Annotated in this window: 15 protein-coding genes; 6 read left to right on the top strand and 9 right to left on the bottom strand. The window is 55.0% G+C overall.

Going from position 1 to position 19,369, the window contains the following annotated elements; all coding sequences use genetic code 11:
* The first annotated feature begins 180 nt into the window (after window positions 1-180).
* A complete protein-coding gene (locus ACH1XZ_RS00465; RefSeq protein WP_395593893.1) occupies window positions 181-2,463 on the top strand; it encodes a sensor domain-containing phosphodiesterase in 2,283 nt (760 codons plus the stop codon).
* Here the strand turns inward: ACH1XZ_RS00465 and ppx are convergent.
* The 4 genes from ppx to purM form a co-directional block, all read right to left on the bottom strand.
* On the bottom strand, window positions 2,416-3,963 hold the full coding sequence (gene ppx, locus ACH1XZ_RS00470) for an exopolyphosphatase (RefSeq protein WP_395593894.1): 1,548 nt from the start codon (window positions 3,961-3,963) through the stop codon (window positions 2,416-2,418). The two genes, ACH1XZ_RS00465 and ppx, sit on opposite strands and share 48 nt — an antisense overlap.
* A 3-nt stretch (window positions 3,964-3,966) precedes the next feature.
* A complete protein-coding gene (gene ppk1 / locus ACH1XZ_RS00475; RefSeq protein ID WP_123650261.1) occupies window positions 3,967-6,027 on the bottom strand; it encodes a polyphosphate kinase 1 in 2,061 nt (686 codons plus the stop codon).
* A gap of 252 nt (window positions 6,028-6,279) precedes the next feature.
* Window positions 6,280-6,918: a phosphoribosylglycinamide formyltransferase gene (gene purN, locus ACH1XZ_RS00480; RefSeq protein WP_395593895.1), complete on the bottom strand. Its 639-nt coding sequence runs from the start codon at window positions 6,916-6,918 to the stop codon at window positions 6,280-6,282.
* A complete protein-coding gene (gene purM / locus ACH1XZ_RS00485) occupies window positions 6,919-7,956 on the bottom strand; it encodes a phosphoribosylformylglycinamidine cyclo-ligase (protein ID WP_270503056.1) in 1,038 nt (345 codons plus the stop codon). It abuts the gene before it with no gap.
* A 306-nt stretch (window positions 7,957-8,262) separates the two neighbouring features.
* Here purM and ACH1XZ_RS00490 point away from each other — a divergent pair, with 306 nt between their 5' ends.
* The 4 genes from ACH1XZ_RS00490 to ACH1XZ_RS00505 all read left to right on the top strand — a co-directional run bounded on the left by ACH1XZ_RS00490 (window position 8,263) and on the right by ACH1XZ_RS00505 (window position 12,677).
* Window positions 8,263-9,693: a 6-phospho-beta-glucosidase gene (locus tag ACH1XZ_RS00490; protein WP_395593896.1), complete on the top strand. Its 1,431-nt coding sequence runs from the start codon at window positions 8,263-8,265 to the stop codon at window positions 9,691-9,693.
* A gap of 186 nt (window positions 9,694-9,879) precedes the next feature.
* Window positions 9,880-10,506: a uracil phosphoribosyltransferase gene (upp, locus tag ACH1XZ_RS00495; RefSeq protein ID WP_035891452.1), complete on the top strand. Its 627-nt coding sequence runs from the start codon at window positions 9,880-9,882 to the stop codon at window positions 10,504-10,506.
* 84 nt (window positions 10,507-10,590) lie between these two features.
* Window positions 10,591-11,880, top strand: coding sequence for a uracil permease (gene uraA, locus ACH1XZ_RS00500; RefSeq protein WP_395593897.1), 1,290 nt, complete (start codon window positions 10,591-10,593; stop codon window positions 11,878-11,880).
* Window positions 11,881-11,975: 95 nt separating this feature from the next.
* The gene (locus ACH1XZ_RS00505; RefSeq protein ID WP_395594666.1) at window positions 11,976-12,677 is read left to right on the top strand and encodes a DnaA inactivator Hda; all 702 of its coding nucleotides are present in this window, start codon (window positions 11,976-11,978) and stop codon (window positions 12,675-12,677) included.
* A gap of 74 nt (window positions 12,678-12,751) precedes the next feature.
* On the opposite strand, the gene ACH1XZ_RS00510 is transcribed toward ACH1XZ_RS00505, so the two are convergent.
* The 3 genes from ACH1XZ_RS00510 to celB are packed head-to-tail and all read right to left on the bottom strand — an operon-like array spanning window position 12,752 to window position 16,490.
* Window positions 12,752-14,209: a leucyl aminopeptidase family protein gene (locus ACH1XZ_RS00510; protein WP_395594667.1), complete on the bottom strand. Its 1,458-nt coding sequence runs from the start codon at window positions 14,207-14,209 to the stop codon at window positions 12,752-12,754.
* A 3-nt stretch (window positions 14,210-14,212) separates the two neighbouring features.
* Complete coding sequence (locus ACH1XZ_RS00515; RefSeq protein ID WP_395593898.1) at window positions 14,213-15,166, bottom strand: N(4)-(beta-N-acetylglucosaminyl)-L-asparaginase; 954 nt, start codon at window positions 15,164-15,166, stop codon at window positions 14,213-14,215.
* Window positions 15,167-15,173: 7 nt separating this feature from the next.
* Window positions 15,174-16,490: a PTS cellobiose transporter subunit IIC gene (gene celB, locus ACH1XZ_RS00520; protein ID WP_395593899.1), complete on the bottom strand. Its 1,317-nt coding sequence runs from the start codon at window positions 16,488-16,490 to the stop codon at window positions 15,174-15,176.
* 167 nt (window positions 16,491-16,657) lie between these two features.
* Between celB and ACH1XZ_RS00525 the strand changes: the two genes are divergently transcribed.
* Window positions 16,658-17,515, top strand: coding sequence for an XRE family transcriptional regulator (locus ACH1XZ_RS00525; RefSeq protein ID WP_395593900.1), 858 nt, complete (start codon window positions 16,658-16,660; stop codon window positions 17,513-17,515).
* Window positions 17,516-17,521: 6 nt separating this feature from the next.
* On the opposite strand, the gene arsC is transcribed toward ACH1XZ_RS00525, so the two are convergent.
* Window positions 17,522-17,881, bottom strand: coding sequence for an arsenate reductase (glutaredoxin) (gene arsC / locus ACH1XZ_RS00530; protein ID WP_395593901.1), 360 nt, complete (start codon window positions 17,879-17,881; stop codon window positions 17,522-17,524).
* A gap of 11 nt (window positions 17,882-17,892) precedes the next feature.
* Window positions 17,893-19,356: a beta-barrel assembly-enhancing protease gene (bepA, locus tag ACH1XZ_RS00535; protein ID WP_395593902.1), complete on the bottom strand. Its 1,464-nt coding sequence runs from the start codon at window positions 19,354-19,356 to the stop codon at window positions 17,893-17,895.
* Window positions 19,357-19,369: the final 13 nt, after the last annotated feature.

Here is a 19,369-nt window from a genome sequence, read left to right on the forward strand (position 1 = left end):
AAAATAGAAAATTAATGTTTTGATGTGTGCTATTTGTTGACTCATATCAAACTTCATTCGTAACCGATAACTAAAATCTTCGCCTGACCCGCGTAATAGCTTCTGTCGCGGCCTTTTTAAGCCAGGTTGGATGCCTGTCTGAAAATACCCAGCTGGATTTGGGGTATCCTTAGAGCATCTATGAATTTCTGTAAATTATATAAGCAATATCGAGATGAATGGTGGGGACTCCCCCTGATATTGCCTCTTCTTGTGTTACCAATAATCAAAATTGCTAATACATATACCTATATTGGCGGTGGCAGGGCTTACCTTTATTACCTACCACTGCCTTTTATGCTTTGCATGATGTTGTTTTTTAGCTGGAAAGCACTGCCCGGGCTTATCACTGGCATTGGCTGCTACCTGACGAAAGATTTACATCTCGTTGAAAAACTGGGCATCACGCTACAGTTCCTCATTCCGACGATCGTGTCATGGGGAGGCTATCAGTTTTTTAACCAGCAGCGAAAGATGGTCTCGCACGGCGATACGCGGCTGATGGCATATAGGCTGTTCTGGCAAATGTTCGTCCCTGCGACCATTTTCCTGCTGTTGATCCAGTTTACTCTGTACCTGGGACTCTATCCGAGCCTGGGGGATACGGAGTGGACCTCGCCGCTGACCCAGCGTAATTTGATTAACTATCAGTCGCTGCTGATGGGTTATCTCACAGGGGTACCGCTGTGCTATTTACTGATTCGTTTAATCCGTAATCCTTACTATTTCCGCAGCTTCCTGTCGCAGGTGCGGCGTGACTTCGACCCTAAGGTGACAGGGCCGGAGATGCTGGTCTGGACAGTGATAGTAGCCGGTATCTTTTCGATGCTGATGTCCCCGCTGACGAAAGCCAGCTCTATTTTTAGTACGAATTACACGATCTCGTTGCTGTTGCCGATTATGCTCTGGGGCGCAATGCGTTTTGGCTACCGCTTTATCTCGGTTGTCTGGACGGTGATGCTGATTGTGGCCATCCACTATCACTATCACTATGTTCCCCGAAGCGCGGGCTACAGCGTGCAGATGGCGATTACGTCATCCAGCTTTCTCATTTTCTCGTTCATTATTGCGTACATGGCGATGCTCTCCAGCCGCCAGCGGGCGATTCATGAGCGCGTACGCCGTATAGCGTTTATCGACCCGGTCGTCAGCTTGCCCAATATGCGCGCCCTGAGCCGCGCGATTAACCATACTCCCTGGTCGGTGCTCTGTTTTTTGCGGATGCCGGACCTCGAAGTACTGACGCGCCACTACGGCATTATGCTGCGTATAAACTACAAGCAGAATCTGGCGAAACATATCAGCGACGTACTTCGCCCTGGTGAGGACGTGTACCAGCTCACCGGCAGCGATTTAGCGGTGTTGTTGCATACCGAATCCTATAAAGATCGCCTTGACGATCTGTACGCCCATATACATCAATTTCGCTATAGCTGGAATGGGATGCCGCTACAGCCGCAGGTTGGGGTCAGCTACTGCTATATTCATTCGCCGATCGCTCATCTCTCTTTAATGTTGGGCGAGCTCAATACGGTCGCAGAGCTCTCTCTGGTCACTAACCGGCCGGAAAACCTGCAACGCCGTGGCGCGCAGTATCTGCAGCAGGAATTGAAAGATAAGATTGCGATGATGGTAAGGGTGCAGCAGGCGCTGGAGAACAATGGTTTCCGCCTGATGGCGCAGCCTATTGTCGGCGTACGCGGCGATGACTATCACGAAGTGCTGCTGCGTATGTTGGGCGACGACGGCGAACTGATTTCGCCGCTGCTGTTCTTACCTGTTGCCTATGAGTTTGGCATGGCGTCGCGTATCGATCTCTGGGTGCTGGAAAATACGCTGCGCTTTATGGCGAGTCGTCGAAAGAGCAATCCGGGTATGCGTTTAGCGTTGAACCTTTCCCCCTCAACGGCGAGCGGGACTGGTTTTTCTCAGCAGGTTAAGGACCTACTGGCAGAGTACAGTATTGAGGCCTGGCAGTTGGTCTTTGAAATTACCGAAAGTCATTCTTTGGTTAACGCCGAGCAGGCGCGGCGAACGCTGCATGAACTTCAGGATCTGGGCTGTCGGGTGGCGATTGACGACTTTGGTACTGGCTATGCCAGCTATGCGCGTCTCAAACATATCAGCGCTGATATTCTGAAAATCGACGGCAGCTTTATCCGTAATATTGCGACCAGCAGCCTGGATTACCAGATTGTCGCGTCTATCTGCCACTTGGCGCGCATGAAGAAAATGCGGGTAGTGGCGGAATACGTCGAGAACGAAGAGATTCGCATGGCGGCGATTGCGCTGGGGATTGATTATCTGCAGGGGTACGGTATTGGCAAGCCAGCTCCCCTGGAGGAGCTGGCGGTAGCAGAAATAGCGGCGTGTGAATCAGGCAGCGACGACTTCGTCGGGCGCCCGCTCCTCAGTGATTTTTAACAGCCAGCCTGTGACGCTTTCCCAATACTGCTGCTCTTTTTCCAAATCGAGCAGCACCAGCGCGTTCTGGGTAAACCAGTCGTGCGGGAAGCAGAGCGTCCAGTGGTTCGCTTCAGTCGTCAACTTCAGCGTCGGTGGCGTTGTCGTCGCTTGGCGCTGATTATTCAGCAGCACGCCAAGGCGCAGTAGCTGAATCATCGGCAGGAACTGTTTCTTTTTGAACAACGTAAAGCGCGGCAGCTCGTCGAGCTTAATCGCCTTACGATGGAAACGAACCAGCGTCGACATCAGGTACTGCTGCTCCTGGTTGAAGCCCGGCAGATCGCTGTTTTGCAGAATATAGGCGGAGTGGCGATGCATACCGCTGTGGTTAATATTCAGCCCCACTTCATGCAGCATTGAAGCCCATTTCAGCAGTGCGGTCAGCTGTGGATTACCCAGTTTAGGGTTCTGCTCCAGCCACTGATCGTACATTTGCATGGTGGTTTCCAGTACGCGCTGCGCCTGTTCACGGTCGATGTTGTACTGATTTGCCAGGCTTTGCGCGGTGCGACTGCGCACATCCTGATGACGGAAGCGGCCTTCCATTTCATACAGCACGCCTTCACGCAGCGCGCCGTCGGAAAGACGAAGCTCTTTAATCGCCAGCGAATCAAACACGCCACAGAGGATTGCCAGCCCTGGCACGAACACGCCTTTACGTTCTTCCGACAGGCCCGGCAGGCTCAGGCTATTGAAGTTTTTATACTTCAGCACCTCTTCAACCAGCATTTCGAGTCGTTCTGGGGTGATAAACCCGTCCTTCTCGCCCATCTCGACCAGCACTTCATGCGCCGCTTTAATGGTGCCCGATGCGCCCATGGCAAAATTCCAGCCCTGAATACGGTACTGCCATGCCAGCGTCTCCAGCTTCTGCACCGCCGCCAGGCGCGCACGCTGGAAGTTTTCACGGTTGATGGTACCGGCGAGGAAGAACTGTTGTGCAAAACTCACGCAGCCCATACGACGGCTTTCAACCAGCCGAGGTTCAAAGTCCTCACCAATTACCAGCTCCGTAGAGCCGCCGCCGATATCGATAACCAGCTTGCGGCCTTTTTCTGGCTGGGTGTGCTCTACGCCCATAAAAATCAGACGGGCTTCTTCGTTCCCCGAGATGATTTCAATGGGGTAAGGGATCACCTTTTCCGCGCGTGTCAGAAACTCGGTGGCGTTCGCCGCCTGACGCAGGGTGTGCGTACCCACGATGCAGACGCTGGAAGGGGAGAACCCCTGTAGGCGTTCAGCAAACAGTGACAGGCAGCTCAGCCCGCGTTCAATCGCCTCTTCGCTCAGCATGTTGTTTTCATCCAGCCCATCGGCCAGATGAACGCGTTGCTTCAGACGGCCAATAATCTGCATCGCGCCGTCGACAACGCGCGCGATAACCATATGAAAACTGTTCGAACCGAGATCAACCGCCGCAAACTCCTGCGGCCGGGGTGCTTTGCTTTTTATTGGCATAGGTTAGTCAGGTTGTTCAAGTAATTTGAGGTAATCGTAAATCGCCTGCTGCGCGCGGACCTTGCGTCGGTTACCGCGTGGCACATAGCGATTACTCAGTTCTTTATCAATAAAGCGGGCCTTCACCGTATCACTGAACAGAATATCGATAATATCGAGGATCCGCTGTTTGAGACGCGGGTCGAGCAGCGGTGTGGCTACTTCGATACGGTAGTCGATATTGCGGGTCATCCAGTCAGCGGAGGAGAGATAAACGCGTTTATCGCCGCCGTTCTCAAAAATATAGATGCGATCGTGCTCAAGGAAACGATCAACGATACTAATTACGCGAATATTATCGCTGATCCCTTCTAATTCTGGAATCAAAGAACACATACCGCGGATCAGCAGATTAACCTGCACACCAGAACTGGAGGCTGCATACAGGCGATCGACCAGCCCTTTATCGACCAGGTTGTTCAGCTTCAGGGTGATCCCCGCGGCTTGGCCGTTCTGCGCATTGGCAATTTCACGGTCGATCATCTCATAAAGCAGACGACGCGAGTTCTGCGGCGATACCAGCAGATAGTCGAAGGTGACCGGGCGGTACGGGTTCTCAATAAAGTTGAACACCCGACGCACTTCGTTGGTGATACGGGCATCGGCGGTGATTAACGAGTAGTCGGTGTAGATTCGCGCCGTTTTCTCGTTAAAGTTGCCGGTACCAATATGCGCGTAACGCACCACGTCATCGCCCTCTTTACGGGAGATAAGGAACAGCTTGGCGTGAATTTTCAGCCCCGGCGCGGAGAAGATAACGTGAACGCCCGCTTCGGTCAGGCGTTTCGCCCAATGGATGTTGGCTTCTTCATCAAAGCGCGCCTGCAGCTCCACGACCACGGTAACTTTTTTACCGTTGTGGGCGGCATGGATCATCGCATCAATAATGCGTGAGTCTTTCGCCACGCGGTAGATGTTGATCTTAATGGCCAGCACGTTCGGGTCAAACGAGGCCTGACGCAGCAGCTCGAGCACGTGCTCAAAGGTGTGATACGGGTAGTAGAGCAGCACATCGCGTTCGCGAATGGCATCAAAGCCATTGCGGAACTTATCAAACCAGATGTGGCGCAGGCGCGGCATCGGTTTGTTGACCAGGTTGGCTTTGCCGACGTTCGGGAAGCCAATGAAGTCTTTAAAGTTATGGTAGCGACCGCCCGGCACGATGGAATCGTAGCGGGAAATGGTCAGCTTTTTACGCAGCATTTCTACCATGGCATCTGGCATATCGCGCTGATACACAAAGCGTACCGGCTCAGCGGTGAGACGCTGCTTCAGGCTTGAGGACATCAGCTCCATCAGGCTCGACTCCATCTCGTGTACCAGATCGTACTCGGCGTCACGGGTCATTTTCATGGAGTAGGCGTTGAGGGCATCGTAGTCGAAGAAGCCTTTGAAGATATCATCCAGACAGTAACGCAGGATGTTATCGAGCAGGATCATCGGCTTACGGCGGCGCGGCGTTTCAGGTGGCAGGTTAACGAAGCGCGGCACTTTATCTGACGGGATCTCCAGCAGCGCGTAGTTGATCTCATCGCCGCGGATTATCTCAACGGCCAGGTAGGTGTAATCGTCTTTCAGGAACTGGACCAGGTCGGTCTCCCGGTTCAGCAGAATCGGGGTGATATGCTGGCGCAGATGCTGTTTAAAGTAGTGGCGAAGCCAACCCTGTTGGTTCACGGAAAGCTGGCGTTCGTTAATCAGGAAGATTTGGTTGCGCGCCATCTCCAGCAGGAGTTCGTTGTACAGGCCATCAAACTCTTGATCGGCTTTCAGCACCCGCGCCTGAATACGGCTCAGCAGGTGACGGGAATGCGTGGTTACGCCCTGTTCTTCACTAATGATGATGCGGCGCTTCAGCTCTGCAAAGCGGACCTTATAGAATTCGTCGAGGTTGTTGGAGTAAATCCCCAGAAAACGCATGCGTTCAATCAGCGGGTTACTTTTGTCTGCCGCTTCCTGGAGGACGCGCTCGTTGAATGACAACCAGCTCAGTTCTTTTTCGATGTACAGTTTTTCCTGACCCATTACTACTTACACTCCGGTTTGTTCACGGGACGCGGCAAAGTCGTCTCACTGTTTATATTGCTAGCTTTGCCGGGCTATGTCCAACTGTGTCATCTAAGTATGACAGTTATCCTGATTTGCATAAAAAAGAGGGCCATAAAGGCCCTCTTTGGTTATTCATGTCGGCCGGATAAGACGTTTACACCGCCATCCGGTAATGTGCTCGCGGCGTGCCTGATGGCGCTACGCTTATCAGGCCTACAGCGGCATAATTTATTCTGCGGCATGGCCTTCCGGCGGCAGCTTCACGTCATCAAGCCAGGCGTGATTATCCTGCATCTTCAGGCGACCGTTAAGGAACCAGCCCACCACCAGAGGATAGATAGCGTGCTCCTGCGCCTGAACGCGAGAGGTGATTTCCTCTTCATCATCGCCGTCAAAAACCGGTACCTTGGCCTGCAAAATAACCGGTCCGCCGTCCAGCTCTTCGGTGACAAAGTGCACCGAGGTGCCGTGTTCTGTATCGCCGTTATCGAGCGCCTGGCGGTGGGTATTGAGCCCAGGGTATTTTGGCAGCAGGGAAGGGTGGATGTTGAGCAGCTTGCCCTGATAGTGCTGAACGAACTCAGCGCTCAGAATGCGCATATAGCCCGCCAGCACCACGACATCGGGCGCATAGGCGTCAATTTCATGCATCAGCTCGCGGTCAAAGGCCTCGCGGCTGGCAAACTGACTTGCCGCCAGTGCGTGCTGGGGTATGCCCGCCTCGCGCGCCCGCTCAAGGCCGAACGCATCGGCCTTGTTGCTGAATACCGCTCGAATGGTGCCAGGAATCCTTTTCTGCTCACAGGCGTCAATAATTGCCTGTAAGTTGCTGCCGCTGCCGGAAATCAGCACCACGATATTTTTCATTTATTCGATGACCACACGCTGTTCGGAATCAGAGGCTTTGATATAGCCGATTTTCCACGCGTTTTCACCTTTTTCGTTCATCAGCGCAATTGCTTTGTCAGCCTGGTCAGCCGCCAGCGCGATAACCATGCCCACGCCGCAGTTGAAGGTACGGTACATTTCATGCTGGCTTACGTTGCCGGCATCCTGCAGCCAGTTGAATACCGCCGGCCACTGCCAGGAGGATTCATCGATAACGGCCTGAGTGTTGTCTGGCAGCACGCGCGGGATATTTTCCCAGAAGCCGCCGCCGGTCAGGTGCGCAATGGCGTGAACGTCAACGCTGGCAATCAGTTCCAGAATCGATTTCACGTAGATACGGGTTGGCGCCAGCAGGTGGTCGGCCAGGGTTTTGCCTTCCAGTTGGGTGGTGTCCGGGTTGCAGCCGCTGACTTCAACAATTTTACGCACCAGCGAATAGCCGTTAGAGTGCGGGCCGCTGGAGCCGAGGGCAATCAGCACGTCACCGTCGGTCACTTTGCTACCGTCGATGATTTCTGATTTCTCAACCACGCCGACGCAGAAACCGGCCACGTCGTAATCTTCGCCGTGGTACATGCCCGGCATTTCAGCGGTTTCGCCGCCAACCAGCGCACAGCCAGACTGCAGGCAGCCTTCAGCGATGCCGCTGATAACGCTTGCGGCGGTATCAACGTCGAGCTTACCGGTCGCATAGTAGTCGAGGAAGAACAGCGGCTCAGCGCCCTGAACCACCAGGTCGTTCACGCACATGGCTACCAGATCGATCCCGATGGTGTCGTGACGTTTTAAATCCATCGCTAAACGCAATTTGGTGCCAACGCCGTCAGTGCCGGAAACCAGCACCGGTTCGCGATATTTTTGTGGCAGCGCGCACAGTGCGCCGAAACCGCCTAATCCACCCATCACTTCTGGACGGCGAGTTTTCTTCACCACCCCTTTGATACGGTCAACCAGAGCGTTTCCTGCGTCAATATCAACACCGGCATCTTTATAGCTGAGAGAGGTTTTGTCGGTCACTGCTAAGTCTCCACGCGTTTGCGATAGCAAGAAAAATCGGCGCAATTCTATCAGTCCAGGCAAACGTTTGCGAGCCTATTCTGATCCCAATTTTTGCCGTCCGGATTTTCCATTGTTTCCACCTATATATCGGTCAAATATGATACTGCTCACGAAAATGAAACCGGGTACACCCTTGTCCTTGCATCCCTTTCGCACAATCCACATCATATTAATGAAACCGGTTTCTTTTTTTTGAACGGCGCGGTTTACCATTTCAATCAGCATTATTCGCAGCGACAACTTACTGTTTAACGAGGGAAAGATATGTCTGGATTCAAAGCGGGGTTTCTCTGGGGCGGCGCGGTAGCCGCACACCAACTTGAAGGCGGTTGGCAGGAAGGCGGAAAAGGCGTGAGTGTGGCGGACGTGATGACCGCCGGGGCGCACGGTGTGCCGCGCGAAATCACCAACGGCGTACTGCCAGGAAAAAATTATCCGAACCACGAAGCCATCGACTTTTACCACCGTTATAAAGACGATCTAAAGCTGTTCGCTGAAATGGGCTATAAGTGCTTCCGTACCTCTATTGCCTGGACGCGTATTTTCCCCAATGGCGACGAGCTGACACCAAACGAAGCAGGCCTACAGTTCTATGACGACCTGTTTGATGAATGCCTGAAGCTCGGTATCGAACCGGTTATTACCCTGTCGCACTTCGAAATGCCGTATCACCTGGTTACCGAATACGGCGGCTGGCGCAACCGTAAGCTAATTGAATTCTTCGTTCGCTTTGCCAAAGTGGTATTTACCCGTTACCAGCACAAAGTGAAGTACTGGATGACGTTCAACGAAATCAACAACCAGGCGAACTTCCACGAAGATTTTGCGCCGTTCACTAACTCTGGCTTGAAGTATCAGCCGGGGGAAGACCGTGAGCCGGTGATGTATCAGGCCGCGCACTATGAGCTGGTGGCGAGTGCGCTAGCGGTGAAAGCCGGGCATGAAATCAACCCTGCGCTGCAAATTGGCTGCATGATTGCCATGTGCCCAATCTACCCGCTGAGCTGTGCGCCAAACGATATGATGATGGCGATGAACGCCATGCACCGCCGCTACTGGTTCACCGACGTGCACGTGCGCGGCAAATATCCACAGCATCTGCTGAACTACTTCGAGCGTCGCGGTTTTGAACTGGATATCACTGACGAAGACCGCCAGGCGCTGACTGAAGGCTGCGTCGATTACATCGGCTTTAGCTACTATATGTCGTTTGCCACCAAGGCCACCGACGATAACCCGCAGCTCGACTACGATGAAACCACCAGCCTGGTCTCCAACCCGTACGTGCAGAAATCTGACTGGGGCTGGCAGATTGACCCGGTGGGGCTGCGCTACTCCCTGAACTGGTTCTACGACCATTATCAGCTGCCGCTGTTTATCGTGGAGAACGGCTTCGGGGCGATTGACGTGCTGGAGAGCGACGGCACGGTGAACGACCAGTATCGCATCGACTATCTTTCTGCGCATATTGCCGAAATGAAAAAAGCGGTCGTGGAAGACGGCGTGGATCTGATGGGCTACACCCCGTGGGGCTGTATTGACCTGGTGTCCGCCGGTACCGGCGAAATGAAGAAACGCTACGGCTTTATCTATGTCGATAAAGACAACGAAGGTAACGGCACGTTGGCGCGCAGCCGTAAAAAATCTTTTGCCTGGTATCAGAAGGTGATTGCGACCAACGGTAGCGAGCTATAACCCGCTGAATATGTAAAATAAAACCCCGCGAGTCGGGGTTTATTTTTATCCTGTCTTATACTCTTTGGGGACCCATTCGCCGCTTTGCTTGATCCTGGTCAATCATCATAGGTATGGCGCAATCGGAAAAAAGCGGTATAATCCCGCGATTTTTTTTGTGGCTGCCCCATCTAAAGGAGAAAGAGAATGAAGATTGTGGAAGTTAAACACCCACTCGTCAAACACAAGCTGGGCCTGATGCGCGAGAACGACATCAGCACCAAACGCTTCCGTGAACTCGCCTCCGAAGTCGGCAGCCTGCTGACTTATGAAGCTACCGCCGGTCTGGAAACCGAGAAAGTGACCATCGAAGGCTGGAACGGCCCGGTAGAAATCGACCAGATTAAAGGTAAGAAAATTACCGTTGTGCCAATCCTGCGTGCGGGCCTGGGCATGATGGACGGCGTACTGGAAAACGTACCAAGCGCGCGTATCAGCGTGGTCGGTATGTACCGTGACGAAGAGACGCTGGAGCCGGTTCCTTACTTCCAGAAGCTGGTTTCCAACATCGATGAGCGTATGGCGCTGATCGTTGACCCGATGCTGGCAACCGGTGGTTCCGTTATCGCGACCATCGACCTGCTGAAGAAAGCGGGCTGCTCAAGCATTAAAGTGCTGGTGCTGGTTGCTGCGCCAGAAGGTATTGCGGCGCTGGAAAAAGCGCATCCGGATATCGAGCTGTACACCGCGTCGATTGACCAGGGCCTCAACGAGCACGGATACATCATTCCGGGCCTCGGCGATGCCGGCGATAAGATTTTTGGTACTAAGTAAACGAAAAAATAAAAAGAGCCGACTTTGATAGTCGGCTTTTTTTTGAATAAAAAAACTCAGACTAATAACACAGAGGAAAACACAATGACGCGCCGTGCAATTGGGGTAAGCGAAAGACCACCGTTGTTACAGACCATCCCGCTTAGCTTGCAGCATTTATTCGCCATGTTTGGCGCAACCGTGCTGGTGCCAGTCCTGTTTCACATCAACCCGGCCACCGTTCTGCTATTCAACGGTCTCGGGACGCTGCTGTACCTCTTCATCTGTAAAGGTAAAATCCCGGCCTATCTGGGCTCCAGCTTTGCTTTTATCTCCCCGGTTCTGCTGCTGCTGCCGTTAGGCTACGAAGTGGCGCTGGGCGGCTTTATTATGTGCGGCGTGCTGTTCTGCCTGGTCTCTTTCATCGTGAAGAAAGCGGGCACCGGCTGGCTTGACGTGATGTTCCCCCCTGCGGCGATGGGCGCAATTGTTGCCGTTATCGGTCTGGAACTGGCGGGCGTTGCGGCGAACATGGCGGGCCTGCTGCCACCGGACGGTCAGTCTGCCGATACCAAAACCATCATTATCTCGCTGGTGACGCTGGGTGTGACCGTATTTGGTTCGGTGCTGTTCCGCGGCTTCCTGGCCATTATCCCGATTCTTATCGGCGTGCTGGTGGGCTATGCGCTCTCCTTCGTTATGGGCGTTGTGGACACCACGCCGATTGCCGAGGCGCACTGGTTCGCGCTGCCAACCTTCTATACCCCTCGCTTTGAGTGGTTTGCTATCTTCACTATCCTGCCAGCGGCGCTGGTGGTCATTGCCGAACACGTCGGTCACCTGGTGGTGACGGCGAACATCGTCAAGAAAGATCTGATTCGTGACCCGGGCCTGCATCGCTCGATGTTTGCCAACGGTCTCTCCACCGTGATCTCCGGCTTCTTTGGTTCCACCCCGAACACCACCTACGGTGAAAACATCGGCGTGATGGCGATTACCCGCGTGTACAGCACCTGGGTTATCGGCGGCGCGGCAATCATTGCGATTCTGCTCTCCTGCGTCGGTAAGCTGGCGGCGGCGATTCAGATTATCCCACTGCCGGTCATGGGCGGCGTTTCTCTGCTGCTGTACGGGGTCATCGGGGCTTCCGGTATCCGCGTGCTGATCGAATCCAAAGTGGATTACAGCAAGGCGCAGAACCTGATCCTGACCTCCGTCATTCTGATAATCGGCGTGAGCGGCGCGAAAGTGCACATCGGCGCGGCTGAACTGAAAGGCATGGCGCTGGCGACGATCGTTGGCATCTGTCTGAGCCTGGTCTTCAAGCTGATAAGCGTCCTGCGCCCGGAAGAAGTGGTGCTGGATGCGAAAGAGGACGAGACGTCTACGTCGTGATCCTAAAGCCGGGCGGATCGCCGCCCGGTTCTCTCCCCAGTAATTTCTGTGTTAAACTCTTCCCGTTTTTTCGTAAGCCCATGTTGAGGTCTCCTCTGAACGCACCGGCACAGCTCTCTTTGCCACTTTATCTTCCTGATGATGAAACCTTTGCGAGTTTCTTCCCGGGCGATAACCCTTCTTTACTTGCCGCACTGCAAAACGTGCTGCGGCAGGACCACAGCGGATACATCTATATCTGGGCACGTGAAGGCGCGGGGCGCAGCCATTTGCTGCACGCAGCCTGCGCAGAACTCTCCCAGCGCGGCGATGCCGTGGGCTACGTTCCGCTGGATAAGCGCACCTGGTTTGTACCGGAAGTGCTGGAAGGAATGGAGCAGCTTTCGCTGGTTTGCATCGATAATATCGAGTGCGTGGCGGGAGACGAACCGTGGGAAATGGCGATTTTTAATCTCTATAACCGGATCTTAGAGTCGGGCAACACCCGCCTGCTGATCACCGGCGATCGCCCACCGCGTCAGTTGAATTTGGGTCTGCCGGATCTTGCTTCGCGCCTCGACTGGGGACAAATCTACAAGCTCCAGCCGCTGTCTGATGAAGATAAATTACAGGCCTTGCAGCTACGCGCGCGTCTTCGTGGCTTTGAGATGCCGGACGATGTGTGCCGCTTTATGCTTAAACGTCTGGATCGCGAAATGCGCACACTATTCCAGACGCTGGATCAGCTCGATCACGCTTCCATCACTGCTCAGCGCAAGCTGACTATTCCGTTTGTGAAAGAGATTCTGAAGCTGTAATACGCTTCCCGGCGGCGCTTCGCTTGGCCGGGTTACACGATACAGTAGCCCGGCCGAACGGAGTGACGCCGGGTTTACTCACCAATCTCCAAATCGTTCAGCAAATGCTGCATCAGCAGCGGAATCGGCCTGCCTGACGCCACGCTTTTCCCCCCTTCGCGCCACAGCGCCGTGCCGCTGACGTCAAGATGCGCCCACGGAATATCTGCCGGGCAGAAGTGGTGCAGCAGCCAGGCTGCGGAAGCGCTGATCGCCGCGTTGTTGGTCGGCGTATTGCACAGATCGGCAATGGCGCTCTCCGTTTGTTTTTTCAACCGGGCATCCAACGGCAGCGACCAGACTTCATCGCCGCTCTGTTCCCCGGCGGTCGTTAACGCCGAACGTAGCGCGTTATCCTGAGTCATCAGCCCGCTCAACTCATAGCCCAGCGCTTTCACCACCGCACCGGTTAGCGTGGCGAGGTCGATAATATACTGCGTTTGCGCATGACGCTGGCTGGCCCAGGCGATGGCATCTGAGAGCACCAGGCGACCTTCGGCGTCGGTATTATTAATTTCCACCGTCATGCCGTTACAGGCGCGGGCCACGCTGCCTGGCTGCATGGCGTCGGGGCCGATGGCGTTTTCCGCCAGCGCCAGTACGCCCATCACTCGCACCGGTAGTCCTAGTTCGGCGATGCTTAGCATCAGCCCAAGGACGTTGGCTGCGCCGCACATGTCATACTTCATGGTGTACATGCCCGCGCCTTCTTTCAGCCACAGGCCGCCGGTGTCGAAAGTCACGCCCTTGCCGACATAGCTGCGTACCGGGCCATGACTTGCGCCTTCGTAATGGATGGCCAGCAGGCGCGGCGGGCGGCTGGCACCTTTGCCGACCGCATGCAGCAGGCCAAGGCCTTGTTCGACGATCGCCTGTTCATCCAGCACTTCGCAACGTAGGGTAGGGAAGGGGGCGCACAGACGCTGGGCTTCTTCCACCACATACTGCGGTGTGCACTGTTCGGAAGGTGTATCCGCCAGGCGGCGGGCGGCAATCATGCCGTTGGCTATTGCCTGCTGTTGGCTGAACAGGTTCTCAAGGCGTGCCCGTTCTACGTCGGAACAGAAAGCATCAATATGCGCCAGGCGCACATCGCTTCGCGCCGACGTTTTCAGCCCGAGGTCCGTCAATGTATGGGCCTGGTTAAATAAGAAACGCAACGTTTTAGCCAGGACCGTGTCGTGAATGCGCGTACAGTCGAGCAGCACTTTGCTGCATGCCGGCGCGGCAAACAGCGGGCGCAGGAAGGTAAGCAGCGAGTCGGTCAGACTGTCCTGCCAGGCGTTTTGCGGCACGATGGTGATACGGGCGAATGGCTCACAGCCGAAACTGGTGTCAGCCAGCTTTCCTTGGGCCGCGCGCGCGGTCATCTCAGCAATCAGCGGGTTATTGTGCAGCACATCCTGCTGGAGCACAGGGCTGTTGGGCCAGGTGATGAGATGGCTCTGTTCCTGCTCGCGGGCGAGTGTCGTCACTAAGCGGTAGTTAATCATCATTTATTCCTCGATAGGGGCGCGAATGCGGTCGGCATAGGCCTGCATCCAGGCGTCGTCTACCGGCTGATAATGGGTTTTCTCTTTGACGCGCTCGGCGCGGAACACCGTCAGCGGCTGCGTGGCGGTGGCCACCACAAAAGAGAAGGTCTTGATGTTGGTGGCCGCACCGAACTCGCCTTTGCGGTTCATGCACACCACGGACAGATCCCCCGCACGGCCAAAGCGCGACATCAGCTTATCTTCCAGTTCGTACACTACCGAATCTGCCGCCTGCTGCGGGGTCATGCCCTGTTCCATCCGGCGAACGATTTCGTAGCTGGTGCAGCCTTTCATTAAATCTTCGCCCACGCCGGTCGCGGTGGCCGCACCGATTTGGCTGTCGCAGTAGAAGCCGGAGCCGATAATCGGTGAGTCGCCAATTCGCCCGCGCTTTTTCATAAACAGGCCGCTGGTGGAGGTGGCCACGCTCATCGACCCTTGCTTATCAAGGGCGATAACGCCGACGGTGTCGTGACCGTCATAGGGGCTTAGCCCTTTGTCCAGCGTCTCGCGGCAGCGTTTACGGTAGTGCTGCATCGCGCGTTCAGTGAGCATATTTTTCTCGGCAAAGCCCTGACTCAGCGCCCATTCGCGCGCGCCCTGGCCGACCAACAGCGAGTTGTAGCGCTGGCGACCCAGCGCCTGCGCTACTTTCACCGGATTGGCGATATCGACTAGATTACCCACCGCGCCAAAGGCCAGCGTATCGCCGTCCATCCAGGCGGCATCCAGCTCTACCTCGCCGTTCTCGGTTGGCAGGCCGCCATAGCCGACCGATTTGTAGAACGGAAAATCTTCTACCGCGACCACGGCATCCACCACGGACGTCGCCGCAGCGCTGCCCGTTGCCAGCGCGGACGCCGACTCTTCTACGCCTTCCAGCGCCATACGCCAGGTTGCAATAATTCCCCACATCTTTGTGTTACTCCTGTTTTGCTAGCGTGCTGGACTCTTCAACGGCAATGATCTCCGCATTGCGATACTGCTTATCGACGATGCGCATAAACGGCAGGTACAGCATCGCGCCAATCAGCAGGTTAATGATTTGCATCACGCTGCCGGAAATATGCCCGGTAACGATAAATCCGCTGATAACCGGCGGCAGCGTCCACGGGATAAACACCCCGGTAGTCACGGCGACGGCACCCACCTTCATCGCCAGATACTGGATTGTCACCAGCACCAGTGGTACCAGGTTGAACGGGATCAGCATTATCGGGTTCATGATGACCGGCAGGCCGAAAAGCACCGGTTCGTTGATGTTGAAGATGGATGCCCCCGCGCCCAGTCGCGCCACTTCACGCATGTTTTTACTGCGTGCGAAAATCAGCATCGCGATGACCAGCGACAGCGTGGCCCCTGCGCCCCCCATCCAGATCATGTCGAAAAACTGTTCGGTAATAATGTGCGGCGGCGTAACACCCGCCTGAATGGCCGCAATGTTGTCGGTCTGGTTTTCCATCCACAGTGGACGGATGATGCCGTTGACCATCGAACCGGAGTTAATCCCCACAGACCACAGAATAGTGATGCTGAATACGGTCATCAGCGCGCCAAAATAGGAGGTGCCGAAGTGGCGAACCGGGGTGGCGACAACGTCGTAAATGAATTGGTGAATGGTGCTGTAGTGGGTGTTCTCAAAGCCGATGCGAATCGCCAGCACCAGAATCATCACCACCAACGCGGGGATAAGCGCGGCGAAAGATTCCTGCACGGCAGGCGGTACGCCTTCCGGCATCTTGATAACCAGCTTTTTACGCTTCAGCCAGCAGAATAGTTCGGTCCACAGTAGCGAGCCAATCATGGCGACGAACAGGCCTTTGGTGCCAATCCATTCTACCGGCATTACGGTAATACCGCCGTTTTCGGCAACCTTAATAAACGGCGTCAGGATCAGGAAGCAGACCAGCGCCAGGATGCCGCTGGAGATGCGGTCATCGCCGTAGTGCTCCGCAAGCCGGTAGGCGACAAGGAAGCTGATAAACAGCGACATCGTAGAGAAGACCGCATTAAACGGGATCTCGATAATGGCGCTCCAGCTTGCACCGAAGGTGCTGGACATAAACTGCTGATAGCCCTGATTCGGGAACGACGAGATAACCAACAGAATGGAGCCGACGATAATAAACGGCATAAAGGAGACATAGGCACCGCGGATGGCGCCGAGATGACGCTGCTGAGCGGTTTTCGCCGCAATCGGCATCAATTTCTCTTCTAAAAATCCCAGAACATTGTTCATTGTGAACTCCGTATAAGATTAACGGACATTGTGTGTGTTATGTAATAGAAAACGACGAAGGGGATTATGGGAGAAAGCCTGGTACGGAAAGGTGAAACGGGTCACAATGCACCGACTTGATTAATATAAATCTCATATGATTAGTTATAAATATTTCAAGGAAAGCCATGGAAATTAAGCTGCATGCTAACGCGACGACGACGCCGCGTATTCGTAAATACCTCCAGGAATCGGATAAAAGTGACCGTGAACTGGCGCTGGAATTGGGTATTTCCGTCACGACAGTACGGCGCTGGCGTAAGCGTGAGCAAACGGCAGATAAAAGCACGACGCCTGTGGTTGTACACAAAGCAATGAGACAAGAGCAAGTTGTGTTGATTAACGCACTGCGCGAAATCCTCCGCGCGCCGTTAGACGACCTGCTGTTTATGGTGCTGGAAGGGTTAGGCATTCCGCTCTCCCGCGCGACGCTCAGCCGCTATCTGACGCCGTCTTACCCAAAAAATGCGGAGGCCATACTGCAAGGTAAGAAGGCGCTTAAAGCGGGCATTCGGCCACAAACGCTGACGTTGCATTACCGCCTGTTGTCGCTGCATATGGATGATGACGGTGACCACCACCTGCTGTGGGCGCAGGAACCCGTAAGCGGCTGGTGTGCGGCGCGCATCTACTCGGGTATGTCATCGCCGCTGGTTATCCACTGGCTGGATGCGGTGCTGGAACCGTTTCCGGGTGATATCCAATCTGTTGAGATTAAAAGTGATGAGTGGTTAAGCGAAGCGTATGTTACCGCGCTGAGTCAGCATCTGGCCGCGCGTGAGATAAACGTCAGCGTAACGACGATGAAAGAAAAGCATCAGGCGGTGGCGGTCACCGTACCGCTGGTGGAGGTAATCCCCGCGCTGCGAACTTGTACGCCGGACGAGCTCGTCGTGAAGCTGTGCGCGCTATTTAACGACGAAAAGGAACAGAAAAAACTGGGGAATATGACGCCGCAGGCTTTTCTGGAAGCGCTGCGGCCTTAAGGGGAATCAGCGGACGATTTCCAGCACCTGCTCCGGTGGGCGGCCAATGCGCGCCTGCCCGTTGTGGACCACGATAGGGCGTTCAATCAGCTTCGGGTTCTCTACCATCGCCTGGATAAGCTGTTTTTCGCTGAGCTGGCTATCGCCGAGGTTCAGCGACTTGTAGAGATCTTCTTTCTGGCGCATCAGTTCGCGCGCGCTGCCAAGACCCAGCATCTTAATCAACTTGCCGAGCGTAGCGGCATCCGGCGGCGTATCGAGGTACAGCACCACCTCAGGGTCGATACCGTTATCCTTCAGTAGGCTTAACGTCTCGCGGCTCTTTGAGCAGCGCGGGTTGTGATAAATCGTGACCGAATCCGTCATCGTCTCTCCTGTTACATTTTCTGATAAGGGCGGAAGCGTTCCTGCAGCTGACGCAGCTGATCGATACGGGCATCGTAACGAGCCTGCTGCAGACTGCGCAATTTCACCTGCGCGCTGGCCGCGCTGAGCATGGAAATGGCCTGATCGAGCCTTCCCACCAGTGCCATATTTTCGGCGCGAGCGGCCAGTTCCTGATCTCTGTTACCCAGTGCGGCTTCCGCCTGGGCTAGCAGATCCCAGCCGTTGGTGTCGTCTTTATTGTTAAAGGTGTAGCGATTAAGAATGGTTGCCGCTTCCGCTGGCTGCCCGCCTTCAAGCAGGGCGTTCGCCAGGTTAAGTTGCAGCACCGGGTTTGTGCGCAGTTCACGGGCATTCTTCAGGCGGGTAATGGCTTCGTTGGTTTTCTTCTGCCCGAGGTCGATATCCGTTGCCAGGTCAAGATACCAGGCATTTTGCGGCTCGGCGCTCAGCAGTGGTTGAAGCAGTTTGCTGGCTTCCGGATAGTTTTTCGCTTCCATGGCCAGCAGCGCACGGCCGTACTGCGCGGCGTGCTGTTCGCGAATATTGCCCTTTGACCAACCGTCAAGCAGGTCGCTGCCGAGCTGATTCTGCCCGGAGTTGTACATGCCGAGGGTACGCGCTTTGGCAAAGTAGAAATCCGCGGAAGACTGTACGACCACCGGACGCATCTGGTTAGCGCGGTTACGCGCATCGGCCAGGCGGCTTTCCGGCAGGGGGTGAGTCAGCAGCATTTCCGGTGGGCGCGATGAATAACGCGACTGGTCGAGCAGCTTTTCCATAAAGGCCGGCATGGCTTGTGGGTCGAAGCCTGAACGTTGCAGTACCTGAATACCGATACGGTCAGCTTCTTCTTCGTTCTGACGGGTAAAGCTGATGATGCCCTGTTGGGTCCCTGCTAGCGTACCGCTTAATGCGGCCATACCCGCCTGCGGGCTGGCCATGGCCAGCAGAATGGAGCCGAGCGCGCCGACCCAGGTCAGCGGGGCATTGCGTTTTTGATCTTCCATCGCGCGCGCCAGGTGGCGCTGCGTCACGTGGGAGATTTCGTGCGCCATGACCGAGGCCAGCTGGCTCTCGGTGTCAGAATAACGGAACAACGCCGAGTGCAGCACCACGTTACCGCCGAAGAAGGCGAAGGCGTTGATATCGTCGTTATTGATCAGGTAAAAGTGGAACGGCGTCCGCACGGAAAAGGCGTGGGAGACCAGCCGCATACCAAGTGAGTTAATGTACTGGACCAGCAGCGGGTCGTTAATCAGCGGTGCGCTTCCGCGTAGCTGGCGCACGTAATAATCCCCCATCTGCATCTCCTGACCAATGGAGAGCGTACTCCCTGCGGAGGTACCCATATCCGGGAGGTTGTCCGCAGAATCCGCAAAGGCGGGAGCAATTTGCCCGAGCGCAAGCGTCGCAATAAGGGATGCCAACAGCGTTTTTTTCAACGGCCTGAACATAACCTCTGTCCTG

Origin of the sequence: Kluyvera chengduensis, assembly GCF_044197065.1 — a bacterium.
Classification (GTDB): domain Bacteria; phylum Pseudomonadota; class Gammaproteobacteria; order Enterobacterales; family Enterobacteriaceae; genus Kluyvera; species Kluyvera ascorbata_C.